This is a genomic window from Brevibacillus choshinensis (assembly GCF_001420695.1).
GTDB lineage: Bacteria > Bacillota > Bacilli > Brevibacillales > Brevibacillaceae > Brevibacillus > Brevibacillus choshinensis.
In genome coordinates, this window is record NZ_LJJB01000010.1 from 1,232,057 (window position 1) to 1,244,884 (window position 12,828).

The following is a 12,828-nucleotide window of genomic DNA, read 5'->3' on the forward strand; positions in this document are numbered from 1 at the left end:
ATCCCCTATTACACATAAACACGCGGCCTGGCTTTATCGGGATGTATTCCCCTTTTTCTTCCTGCCATCCTATGCTCACTTATTCTTTTCCATGTCTCGATGGCTGACGCGAACAGTAAAATCTTTTCCGAAGGTTTCGCCCAAATGCTCGGCGATCGCAACAGAGCGATGCTTTCCGCCCGTGCAGCCAATCCCAATCACAAGCTGGCTCTTGCCCTCGCGTTGATAATGCGGCAGTGTGTAAGTCAAAAAGTCGATCAATTTCTCCACAAACTCCTGCGTTTCCTTGTGCTTCATGACGTACTCCGCCACCTCCGGATCACAACCGGTTTTGGGACGAAGATCTTCTATATAGTGTGGATTCGGTAAGAACCGCACATCAAACATCAGATCGGCATCTATGGGCGTGCCGTATTTAAATCCGAACGAAAGCACGTTAATCGTAAGCGGTGAGCCTTGTTGGCCGTACTGGTTGATGATTTTTTCCCGGAGCTGAGCCGGTTTCATCTGACTCGTATCAATGATCTGATGCGCCCATCCCTTCATTTCCTGCAGCAAGCGGCGCTCAGCATGAATCCCTTCTAATGGTGAACCGTTTGGCGACAATGGATGGCGACGACGCGTTTCCTTGTAACGGGACACCAAGGTCGTATCACTCGCATCGAGATAGAGAATGTGGTACGAAAGCCCGTTCATCTGGTTCAGACTCTCGATCGTGACTGACAAGCTCTCAAAGAACTCGCGCCCGCGTAAGTCGATCACCAATGCAACCCGCTCAATACTGCCACCGGACTGTTTGACCAGTTCAGCAAATTTGGGAATCAGCACTGGCGGCAGGTTATCTACACAAAAGTAGCCCAAATCCTCCAAGCTCTGTACAGCAACCGTTTTTCCTGCACCTGACATCCCAGTAATAATCAGCAGATTAATGGCCTTGTCGTTTCCCAATTCCGTCACACAACTCGCCTCCTACGATTCTGTCAATAGCATACCATATTGACTGACCAATTCGCACCTTTTTGAAACCTTCCCCGCTTTTCCCATTTATCGTACAAGCATTTTTAGAAAAAAAAGATGCGCGACTGAATGCCAGTCACGCAACAATTGTTTATATAGATAAGGGGGTCAATTCATTGACTTTATCTTAACTCCCAATTATTTCACCTATGTTACAACCAGGTTAAGAGATTGTGACATTTTGTTCTTTTAACGATTCATTCAGCTCTTCCACATAATGTTGAGCGGATTGAGCAGCGATAGATCCATCACCTGTAGCGGTTACCACTTGGCGCAACATTTTTTCACGAACATCCCCTGCTGCGAATACGCCTTTTACTTTGGTGTACATTTTTTCATCGGTCAGCACGTAGCCTGCTTCGTTGGTAATACCCAGCGGGCGAACGCTATCTGTCAGTGGGTCCATTCCTACGTAGATGAATGCGCCATCCGTGGTAAATTCGCGTTGCTCGCCTGTTTTGGTGTTTTCCAGCAGGACGGATTGAACTTTGCCTTCACCGCGAATTTCTTTTACCGCTGTATCCCAGATCACTTCGATCTTTTCGTTATCAAACGCGCGTTTTTGCAGGATTTTTTGAGCGCGGAACTGATCACGACGGTGAATGATGGTTACTTTGGAAGCGAAGCGTGTCAGGAACACAGCTTCTTCTACCGCGGAGTCACCGCCACCTACGACTACCAGTTCTTTGTTGCGGAAAAAGGCACCGTCACATACCGCGCAATACGATACGCCGCGACCAGACAATTCTTTTTCGCCTGGTACGCCCAACAGGCGATGTTCTGCCCCTGTTGCGATGATTACGGATTTTGCCAGGTACTCCTTGTCTCCAGTAACAACTCTTTTGTACGGTGCTTCATCGCGGATTTCCTTGATTTCTCCGTAGGCGTATTCAGCGCCGAACGCTTGCGCATGCTCGAACATTTTGGTGGACAGGTCTGGCCCCAGAATCGATGAAAAGCCCGGATAGTTCTCGATCTCTTCTGTATTAGCCATTTGACCGCCAGGAATGCCTCTTTCCAGCATCAGCGTGCTCATGTTCGCACGGGAAGTGTATACAGCAGCCGTCATACCAGCAGGGCCAGCTCCGGCGATAATTACGTCATAGATTTTTTGTTCACTCATATAGGATGCCTCCTTAAGTCAAGCAGCTTTGTCTGATCTTGTTTAAACTAATTATAATGTAATAATCTATTTAAAATCAAGCATCGACAATACTTTGACACACTTCGCCACAGTTGAGACTGAAACGCCGTATTTTTGGGCCAAGAAAGCCTGTGACTGTTTCTCTTGACTCACGGTTCCGTATACATATTCTAATGCAGCGACCCATGCTAATGCTTTCCGCACTTGTACGTGACCTTGTGCATACTCCTGATGCTCTTGCCAGTATTGGAGGCACCAATTGCCTGCAGCCACCTGTCCACCTTCAACCATGAAGTGCTGAATGCCATCCTCTACGCTTGCTGTACTCCATTCGTCAGAGGACTGGCTAGCGCCGGATTTCGGTGTGTACTCTGGCATCGCTGCGCCCATATCTGCCAACGCCAGGAGAGCTAGCTTTTGCATCTGCTGATTGTCTGTCGAATGATAAAACTGCCGGACAGCTGTTTCTGCTTCATCGTCGCCAATCAAGGACAAGGTCTGCAGAACAGCGAGTTTCACTTCGTCCCGTCCATGCTGCAAAGCCCATAGCAAGGATGCTCGTATCATCGGGTCGGTCTTGAAATCCTCCACGCCTGTAAAGGAAGCTTGTTCCCAAGAAACCTCTTTTTGCGTCGGGTTGTACTGATAAGGGATCGGTTTTATAGTTTCCCCTTCTTGCTCGTTTTTTACCATCTGGATGTATTGGTCAGCCACACCGGCTTCTGGGTCCATTTGCTTGGCCTTTTGCCACCATTTTAGAGCCTGGTCTTTGCGTCCACTTAAATAAGCAGAGATGGCTGCGTAATGATACGTACATGCCTCGTGTGGACGACCGGATTTCAGCATTCGTTGGTAGTGGAAGTAAGCCTCGTCGTGTTGGCCCAGCACACCCATTGTTGTCGCCAGCTTGTAGGTATTTTCCGGGTGAAACGGTACGACTTTCTTCAACATGTCCATCAACGAAATCAATTCGGATGCATGATTGTGGTGCGACAGCAGAACCGCCAGATTGCACAGGGCATGGAGATTGCCGTTCTCCATCTCCAATGTCTTTTCGATCGTTTTCATGGATTCTTGAAAATCCCCTACATAATAGTAGGCGAGCGACAGGTTGTTCCAAGCAGGAAGGAAGGACGGATCTGCTTCCACGATTTCTTTTAAGATGTCCAGTGCTTCTAAGAAGCGTCCTTCTTCCAAGCTGCGTCGAGCGCGTTCATGTTTGCTGTAGACGTCTTCCTTTTCACTCGGAAGAAAATGACGAGGCGGCATATCGAGCTCGAAGTAGATGTAATCCAGTAGCTCCTCAGCATCCTCACGGTAAGGACCGTTACCCTCTTCCTGGAGGTAGCGAATCGCCATTTCTTCTGCCATCTGGTAATCTTCCAGGTTGGCGTAGTTGTTTGCCATGTAGAAGTATACTTCTGACATGGAGGTATCCCATTTTTCTATAACCTCAAAGAGGACGTCATTCGATGCTTCAAACTGCCCTGTCTCTGCGAGCGCACTAGCCAGATGGCAGTGGCACTCCGCATTCGCAGGCTCCAGCTCAATCGCTCGACGAAAAGAACGTAATGCCTTTTCATAGTCGTAACGATTTAAAAAGCGCGTGCCTCGATCCACAAAAAAAGCGGCATCTTGCTTAAAGTCCACGACAGTTGTTTTCTTCAAAATACTTTTGTTATGTTTCATAGAACCTCCAACATCGTAGGAGAAGCACTCCAAGTATCGTACCAGATGCGCTGCCACCCTACAAGCTGACTAGTCTTGTAAATGTTCTGTGCATAAAAGCAGGAAAACACCACTTGCTATGAGCCAGTGGTGTTTACAGACAATAAATGGAGCGGACGAAGGGTCTCGAACCCTCGACCTTCGCCTTGGCAAGGCGACGCTCTACCAATTGAGCTACGTCCGCATGTGGTAACAAATGTTCACTATTCAGTTGATTGTAAAAACTGGTGAGCCATGAAGGACTCGAACCTTCGACCCTCTGATTAAAAGTCAGATGCTCTACCAACTGAGCTAATGGCTCGTACATGGTGGCTCGGGACGGAATCGAACCGCCGACACGAGGATTTTCAGTCCTCTGCTCTACCGACTGAGCTACCGAGCCATACTTATTTGATTCGCCATTCCTAAAAAAGAAATGGCGGAGCTGACGGGACTCGAACCCGCGACCTCCGGTGTGACAGACCGGCGTGAACTCCAACTTCACCACAGCTCCATATGAAAGAAACGTGACAGAACTGTCATTCCTTCAAAACTGAATACGCATGTTTGCTAAAGAATTTGTGGATAAGTCCTCGACCGATTAGTATTCGTCAGCTCCACGTGTTGCCACGCTTCCACACCGAACCTATNTCAAACACCCTGCCGGTATTAGCATAAGTTTCCCTATGTTATCCCAGTCTGAGAGGCAGGTTGCCTACGTGTTACTCACCCGTCCGCCGCTAGCCTCCGAAGAGACTCGCTCGACTTGCATGTATTAGGCACGCCGCCAGCGTTCGTCCTGAGCCAGGATCAAACTCTCCAATAAAGTTTGTATCTGGTTCAAAGCTGGCAAATCATTTAATGATAGACTCATCAACGCTTTCGCTGTTCAGTTTTCAAAGAGCATTTTTTGTCGAACGCTTTATACCTTATCACGTTCGTTATGTCAGAGTCAAGATCTTTTTTCTAGCGAAATTTGCGATCTTTTCTCATGTTTTGTCATCGCTCGTTGGCGACAAGGAATAATCTATCACATCCCAAAAATGAAATCAAGAGTTATTTTCAAAGGTTATTTCTTCCATATTTAAATGACTCTCATATAAAAAAGGAGCAGGAAAGTACTTCCCACTCCACTACTATAGCATATTCAGTCGTCCGTTTAGGCTTGGATTGTCCTTACACTACGCTTTTTTACATATTGAATGACCCCTGCTGCTATCATCAGTACCAGCCCCACTCCCATCAGGTACATTTCAGGGAAGATCAATAGCACCCCACCAACAATCATCACAGCACGCATCAGCAAGTTGATCTTTGTGAATAAGAAGCCTTCTGTCGCCGCCGCGAGTGCGATGACTGCCAAAACTGTAGCTACCGTAGCAAACACAATATCAGTAATACCTGAATTCGAGATGAGCATCGCCGGTTTGTAGATGAAAATGAACGGGACAATGAATCCTGCCAAAGCTAGTTTGCACGATATCCAGCCAGTCCGCTGCGGATCAGAACCCGCAATCCCCGCCCCGGCAAACGCCGCTAGCGCAATAGGCGGCGTCAGATTGGCGATCGCCCCGAAATAAAAGACAAACAGGTGAGAAGCCAACGGATCAATTCCGTAAGAGGAGAGAGCCGGAGCCGCCATCGTGGCCGTAATGATATAACAAGGAATGGAAGGAAGTCCCAGACCCAAAATAATAGAAGCAATCATCGTGAAAAAAAGAGTCATAAACAAGCTGCCAGATCCCATCATCAAAATGATATTTGCCAGCTTCAATCCCAACCCTGTCAGACTGAATACCCCTACGGTAATCCCCACAGCCGCACACGCTACTGCCACTCCAAGCGCATCACGAACCCCGTTTTCCAGTGCCTGCAATACATCCCGTAAATTCATGCGGCTCGATGGACGCAACGCTGCAATGATGATCGTCGCGATAATTGTAATAACCGCTACCAGCGTAGGCGTATACCCCATCATCAGCAAAACGACGAGCAAGATAAGCGGCAACAGGAGATGTCCCCGTTCACGCATCACCTCTTTGATTTTAGGAAGCTCGTGCTTGCTCAGCCCTTGCAAATTGTCACGGTCAGCACGCAAATGCACCTGAACGAGCAGACCAAAATAGTACATGATCGCAGGGATAAGAGCAGCGATCGCAATCGTAATGTAAGGGACTCCCAACGTCTCGGCCATGATAAAAGCTGCCGCCCCCATAATTGGAGGCAAAATTTGGCCCCCTACCGCAGCAGTTGCTTCGACAGCAGCAGCGAACTCCGGTTTGTAGCCGACTCGCTTCATCATGGGTATGGTAAACGAACCTGTCGTCACAACACTCGCGATGGCCGAACCATTAATCGAGCCATGAACAGCACTTGCGATAACCCCTACTTTTGCTGGCCCGCCCTTGCTGCTGCCTGCCAATGAGAGCGATAAATCATTGAACAGCGTACCCATTCCGGACTTGGACAAAAACGCACCGAAAATGATAAACAAAATGATAAACGAGGCAGAAACCGCCGTGGCGTCCCCGAAAATCCCTTCGGTAGTCACATACATGTAGTTGGCAATGTCACTAAAGGTGTATCCTCGATGACCAAAATCTCCTGGCAGGTATGGCCCCACATAAGCATACGCCACAAAAACGGCTGCCATCGCCGTCAGTTCCCACCCGGCAACGCGCCGGGATGCTTCGAGTACCAAGAGGCACGTAATCGTTGCAAAAATGACATCAAGGCTTGAGGGAATACCTCCCCGATTCACAATATCCATGTAGTAGACGAATATGTATCCTGCCGTTCCTATAGAGAGGACGGCCAACAAGCCATCCAGCAAGGACAATGTCTTGCGCGACGCTCGCTTCCAGCCTGGATAAAGCACAAAGATGAGACAGAGAACAATGGCAACGTGCAAAGAACGGTGCTTCAGTGTCACAAATGGAATGGCGTAAGCTGCATACATGTGATACAAGGCAAAGGCTACTGCTATCACGGAGACCAAAACAGTCAGCCATTTTTTCGAGAAAACGCGGTATCCGGCTTCCTTATCGTACTCTTGGAGGATCGCCTGCGCTTTACTCTCGTTGTTCCGAATCTCTTCTTCATTCGGCAATTGTACCTGCGTACTCATCTATTCTTCACTTCCTCTCTTCTCCAACCCGTGAACATATCGATACCACCACGGAAACCACTTGACGGACAGCTCCAGCGAAGTGCCCAATGGCAATAAGGATGCCAATCTCCATTTGCTCCCTTCGACCAACAACGTGTAGTCTTCGCGCGTGATTAAATACAACACTTGATCGCGCTGCTCGTTCAAGCCTGAAACGGTTATCCAGCCGTCATGAACAGTCAAGTGGACATCATGCTGATCTTGAAAATTGGCTGGGACTCCTGCTCCAAATGACCGGAAAGAAGTCTCGGCCAACTCCATTCCGGACAAACCTGCCACCCGGTACGTCTCTCTCCATGGGGTTAATTCGACGGAATGAATCCACTCCAATTGAAATGTATCTTGCAACCGCATCGGTACCACGCCGATCAGTTCCTGCCGATGAAAATCACGAAGCACGAGATAGGGATGAGAACCCGCTAAAATGAGTACCGTGATCAGGAGGAAGAACGTATGCCATCGCCATTTTTTCATGTTGGAATCCTCCCCCTCACCGCGTTATTGCCTTGTCTTGCGCCCTTTTAATTCAGAGCGCCGACTTCTTTGTAGTATTTTTCAGCCCCTGGATGCAGGGGAACCACTAAATTCTTGCCCGCTTCCTTCACATCGATTTCCTTGGCTGCGCTGTGCGCCGCTCTCAATGCCTCCATCTCGTCAAAGAACGTTTTGGTCAGCTTGTATACTTGATCATCAGACAAGTCATTACGCACTAGCAAAATATTGCGGATCGCGGCTGTTTGAATCGGTTGATCGTTCTTGTACAGTCCAGCTGGAATCTCGGCCGACACAAAGAACGGGAACTGCTCCTTCATCTTCTCCACATCTTCTTTTTTGATCGGAACGATCTCGACGTCCTTGGTTGTACTGAGGTCGATTACCGTAGAGTTCGGCAATCCAGATGTAACAAATGCCGCATCAATTGCATTGTTTTTCAGTTGCTCGATCGCTTCTGCATACGACAGGTAGTCTGCTTTGATGTCGTCATACGAAATGCCATGCCCTGCCAAGACCATACGCGCATTCACTTCTACCCCAGAGTTGGGAGCCCCTACACCGACGCGTTTCCCTTTCAAATCTGCCACTGACTTGATATTGCGGTCTTTTAACGTCACGATTTGCACGTAGTTCAGATACAGCCCAGCCATCGCACGAAGATCTTTGATGGCACCGCCCTCTTTGAAATTTTCCTGACCAGCATAAGCAAACGTCGTTACATCAGACATGACAAACGCTACATCTGCCTTTTTGGCTTTTACCAAATTGATATTTTCCACGGATGCACCGGTCGATTGGACGGAAGCGTTGTAGCCCAGCTTCTCTTTGTAGATCTTGGCCATCGCCCCACCCAGCGTGTAATACGGACCGGAGCTGCCCCCTGTCGCGATCGTCAAAAACTTCTGTTCAGCCCCGCCACCTGCAGCCGCTCCTCCCGATTGTCCCGCTTGTGGTGCTGTTGTGGATTGCCCGCCACAAGCAGATACGGTCAATACAAGCAGCACAGATGACATGATTGTCAGCATCTTGTTTTTTATCATCATGCATGTCCCCCTCTTTCTTTATGAAATCGCTTTCAATACGTATTTAAATGCAACATCTATGCCAAGCAGAAGGTTAGCAGATGATTCCGGCATTGCTTGCCCTTAATCAGTTCTCCTAACAAAAATCCGGCAGAAAAATCCCCTCCGAGCGGAATTTTTTGCCGGTTTTGATGATTATTCTATTTCGAGATATTGCTTGAGCTTTTGCCGCAAACCTCGTTCACTAATGCCCAGCTGATCCGCTGTTTTCTTTCGATGGCCAGCATGACGTTCCAGCGTATGCAAAATGACGCGCCGTTCCGCTTCATCCAGGGTGATACCGTTCGGAATGATCACCCCGTCTCTTTCGGATTGCCTACCCTGTACGTCCTGCTTGCGCTCTGTCAAAGCTGGAGGCAAGTCCTCCAATGTAATACGCTCCCCTTGGGAAAGCGCAACCGCATACTCCACAATATTGGCCACCTCCCGTACATTCCCCGGANAGAGTCAAGATCTTTTTTCTAGCGAAATTTGCGATCTTTTCTCATGTTTTGTCATCGCTCGTTGGCGACAAGGAATAATCTATCACATCCCAAAAATGAAATCAAGAGTTATTTTCAAAGGTTATTTCTTCCATATTTAAATGACTCTCATATAAAAAAGGAGCAGGAAAGTACTTCCCACTCCACTACTATAGCATATTCAGTCGTCCGTTTAGGCTTGGATTGTCCTTACACTACGCTTTTTTACATATTGAATGACCCCTGCTGCTATCATCAGTACCAGCCCCACTCCCATCAGGTACATTTCAGGGAAGATCAATAGCACCCCACCAACAATCATCACAGCACGCATCAGCAAGTTGATCTTTGTGAATAAGAAGCCTTCTGTCGCCGCCGCGAGTGCGATGACTGCCAAAACTGTAGCTACCGTAGCAAACACAATATCAGTAATACCTGAATTCGAGATGAGCATCGCCGGTTTGTAGATGAAAATGAACGGGACAATGAATCCTGCCAAAGCTAGTTTGCACGATATCCAGCCAGTCCGCTGCGGATCAGAACCCGCAATCCCCGCCCCGGCAAACGCCGCTAGCGCAATAGGCGGCGTCAGATTGGCGATCGCCCCGAAATAAAAGACAAACAGGTGAGAAGCCAACGGATCAATTCCGTAAGAGGAGAGAGCCGGAGCCGCCATCGTGGCCGTAATGATATAACAAGGAATGGAAGGAAGTCCCAGACCCAAAATAATAGAAGCAATCATCGTGAAAAAAAGAGTCATAAACAAGCTGCCAGATCCCATCATCAAAATGATATTTGCCAGCTTCAATCCCAACCCTGTCAGACTGAATACCCCTACGGTAATCCCCACAGCCGCACACGCTACTGCCACTCCAAGCGCATCACGAACCCCGTTTTCCAGTGCCTGCAATACATCCCGTAAATTCATGCGGCTCGATGGACGCAACGCTGCAATGATGATCGTCGCGATAATTGTAATAACCGCTACCAGCGTAGGCGTATACCCCATCATCAGCAAAACGACGAGCAAGATAAGCGGCAACAGGAGATGTCCCCGTTCACGCATCACCTCTTTGATTTTAGGAAGCTCGTGCTTGCTCAGCCCTTGCAAATTGTCACGGTCAGCACGCAAATGCACCTGAACGAGCAGACCAAAATAGTACATGATCGCAGGGATAAGAGCAGCGATCGCAATCGTAATGTAAGGGACTCCCAACGTCTCGGCCATGATAAAAGCTGCCGCCCCCATAATTGGAGGCAAAATTTGGCCCCCTACCGCAGCAGTTGCTTCGACAGCAGCAGCGAACTCCGGTTTGTAGCCGACTCGCTTCATCATGGGTATGGTAAACGAACCTGTCGTCACAACACTCGCGATGGCCGAACCATTAATCGAGCCATGAACAGCACTTGCGATAACCCCTACTTTTGCTGGCCCGCCCTTGCTGCTGCCTGCCAATGAGAGCGATAAATCATTGAACAGCGTACCCATTCCGGACTTGGACAAAAACGCACCGAAAATGATAAACAAAATGATAAACGAGGCAGAAACCGCCGTGGCGTCCCCGAAAATCCCTTCGGTAGTCACATACATGTAGTTGGCAATGTCACTAAAGGTGTATCCTCGATGACCAAAATCTCCTGGCAGGTATGGCCCCACATAAGCATACGCCACAAAAACGGCTGCCATCGCCGTCAGTTCCCACCCGGCAACGCGCCGGGATGCTTCGAGTACCAAGAGGCACGTAATCGTTGCAAAAATGACATCAAGGCTTGAGGGAATACCTCCCCGATTCACAATATCCATGTAGTAGACGAATATGTATCCTGCCGTTCCTATAGAGAGGACGGCCAACAAGCCATCCAGCAAGGACAATGTCTTGCGCGACGCTCGCTTCCAGCCTGGATAAAGCACAAAGATGAGACAGAGAACAATGGCAACGTGCAAAGAACGGTGCTTCAGTGTCACAAATGGAATGGCGTAAGCTGCATACATGTGATACAAGGCAAAGGCTACTGCTATCACGGAGACCAAAACAGTCAGCCATTTTTTCGAGAAAACGCGGTATCCGGCTTCCTTATCGTACTCTTGGAGGATCGCCTGCGCTTTACTCTCGTTGTTCCGAATCTCTTCTTCATTCGGCAATTGTACCTGCGTACTCATCTATTCTTCACTTCCTCTCTTCTCCAACCCGTGAACATATCGATACCACCACGGAAACCACTTGACGGACAGCTCCAGCGAAGTGCCCAATGGCAATAAGGATGCCAATCTCCATTTGCTCCCTTCGACCAACAACGTGTAGTCTTCGCGCGTGATTAAATACAACACTTGATCGCGCTGCTCGTTCAAGCCTGAAACGGTTATCCAGCCGTCATGAACAGTCAAGTGGACATCATGCTGATCTTGAAAATTGGCTGGGACTCCTGCTCCAAATGACCGGAAAGAAGTCTCGGCCAACTCCATTCCGGACAAACCTGCCACCCGGTACGTCTCTCTCCATGGGGTTAATTCGACGGAATGAATCCACTCCAATTGAAATGTATCTTGCAACCGCATCGGTACCACGCCGATCAGTTCCTGCCGATGAAAATCACGAAGCACGAGATAGGGATGAGAACCCGCTAAAATGAGTACCGTGATCAGGAGGAAGAACGTATGCCATCGCCATTTTTTCATGTTGGAATCCTCCCCCTCACCGCGTTATTGCCTTGTCTTGCGCCCTTTTAATTCAGAGCGCCGACTTCTTTGTAGTATTTTTCAGCCCCTGGATGCAGGGGAACCACTAAATTCTTGCCCGCTTCCTTCACATCGATTTCCTTGGCTGCGCTGTGCGCCGCTCTCAATGCCTCCATCTCGTCAAAGAACGTTTTGGTCAGCTTGTATACTTGATCATCAGACAAGTCATTACGCACTAGCAAAATATTGCGGATCGCGGCTGTTTGAATCGGTTGATCGTTCTTGTACAGTCCAGCTGGAATCTCGGCCGACACAAAGAACGGGAACTGCTCCTTCATCTTCTCCACATCTTCTTTTTTGATCGGAACGATCTCGACGTCCTTGGTTGTACTGAGGTCGATTACCGTAGAGTTCGGCAATCCAGATGTAACAAATGCCGCATCAATTGCATTGTTTTTCAGTTGCTCGATCGCTTCTGCATACGACAGGTAGTCTGCTTTGATGTCGTCATACGAAATGCCATGCCCTGCCAAGACCATACGCGCATTCACTTCTACCCCAGAGTTGGGAGCCCCTACACCGACGCGTTTCCCTTTCAAATCTGCCACTGACTTGATATTGCGGTCTTTTAACGTCACGATTTGCACGTAGTTCAGATACAGCCCAGCCATCGCACGAAGATCTTTGATGGCACCGCCCTCTTTGAAATTTTCCTGACCAGCATAAGCAAACGTCGTTACATCAGACATGACAAACGCTACATCTGCCTTTTTGGCTTTTACCAAATTGATATTTTCCACGGATGCACCGGTCGATTGGACGGAAGCGTTGTAGCCCAGCTTCTCTTTGTAGATCTTGGCCATCGCCCCACCCAGCGTGTAATACGGACCGGAGCTGCCCCCTGTCGCGATCGTCAAAAACTTCTGTTCAGCCCCGCCACCTGCAGCCGCTCCTCCCGATTGTCCCGCTTGTGGTGCTGTTGTGGATTGCCCGCCACAAGCAGATACGGTCAATACAAGCAGCACAGATGACATGATTGTCAGCATCTTGTTTTTTATCATCATGCATGTCCCCCT

10 protein-coding genes and 4 tRNA genes are annotated in these 12,828 nt (G+C 48.7%); all 14 read right to left on the reverse strand.

Annotation, left to right across the window (positions count from 1 at the left end; translation table 11 throughout):
* Window positions 1-75 precede the first annotated feature (75 nt).
* Window positions 76-957 (reverse strand): RNase adapter RapZ, encoded by an 882-nt coding sequence (rapZ, locus tag AN963_RS16030; RefSeq protein WP_055745547.1) that lies wholly within the window; start codon window positions 955-957, stop codon window positions 76-78.
* Window positions 958-1,180: 223 nt separating this feature from the next.
* The gene (gene trxB, locus AN963_RS16035) at window positions 1,181-2,140 is read right to left on the reverse strand and encodes a thioredoxin-disulfide reductase (RefSeq protein ID WP_055745548.1); all 960 of its coding nucleotides are present in this window, start codon (window positions 2,138-2,140) and stop codon (window positions 1,181-1,183) included.
* A 66-nt stretch (window positions 2,141-2,206) separates the two neighbouring features.
* Window positions 2,207-3,850: a tetratricopeptide repeat protein gene (locus AN963_RS16040; RefSeq protein WP_055745549.1), complete on the reverse strand. Its 1,644-nt coding sequence runs from the start codon at window positions 3,848-3,850 to the stop codon at window positions 2,207-2,209.
* Window positions 3,851-3,997: 147 nt separating this feature from the next.
* Window positions 3,998-4,073, reverse strand: a tRNA-Gly gene (locus AN963_RS16045).
* Between the two features lie 41 nt (window positions 4,074-4,114).
* Window positions 4,115-4,190 (reverse strand) — tRNA-Lys (locus tag AN963_RS16050).
* A gap of 5 nt (window positions 4,191-4,195) precedes the next feature.
* Window positions 4,196-4,271 (reverse strand) — tRNA-Phe (locus AN963_RS16055).
* A 34-nt stretch (window positions 4,272-4,305) separates the two neighbouring features.
* Window positions 4,306-4,382: transfer RNA gene (locus AN963_RS16060), tRNA-Asp, on the reverse strand.
* Window positions 4,383-5,027: 645 nt separating this feature from the next.
* Entirely contained in the window at window positions 5,028-6,995 is a 1,968-nt protein-coding gene (locus AN963_RS16065; RefSeq protein WP_055745550.1) for a TRAP transporter permease, read from the reverse strand.
* A complete protein-coding gene (locus AN963_RS16070; RefSeq protein ID WP_055745551.1) occupies window positions 6,996-7,511 on the reverse strand; it encodes a DUF1850 domain-containing protein in 516 nt (171 codons plus the stop codon). It abuts the gene before it with no gap.
* Between the two features lie 47 nt (window positions 7,512-7,558).
* Window positions 7,559-8,575: a TAXI family TRAP transporter solute-binding subunit gene (locus tag AN963_RS16075; protein ID WP_055745552.1), complete on the reverse strand. Its 1,017-nt coding sequence runs from the start codon at window positions 8,573-8,575 to the stop codon at window positions 7,559-7,561.
* 174 nt (window positions 8,576-8,749) lie between these two features.
* Entirely contained in the window at window positions 8,750-9,037 is a 288-nt protein-coding gene (locus tag AN963_RS32375; RefSeq protein ID WP_083496959.1) for a helix-turn-helix domain-containing protein, read from the reverse strand.
* 231 nt (window positions 9,038-9,268) lie between these two features.
* On the reverse strand, window positions 9,269-11,236 hold the full coding sequence (locus tag AN963_RS16085; protein WP_055745550.1) for a TRAP transporter permease: 1,968 nt from the start codon (window positions 11,234-11,236) through the stop codon (window positions 9,269-9,271).
* Window positions 11,237-11,752 carry a DUF1850 domain-containing protein gene (locus AN963_RS16090; protein ID WP_055745551.1) on the reverse strand — a complete coding sequence of 172 codons (516 nt, stop codon included), beginning with the start codon at window positions 11,750-11,752 and terminating at the stop codon, window positions 11,237-11,239.
* A 47-nt stretch (window positions 11,753-11,799) separates the two neighbouring features.
* A complete protein-coding gene (locus AN963_RS16095) occupies window positions 11,800-12,816 on the reverse strand; it encodes a TAXI family TRAP transporter solute-binding subunit (RefSeq protein ID WP_055745552.1) in 1,017 nt (338 codons plus the stop codon).
* Window positions 12,817-12,828 lie beyond the last annotated feature (12 nt).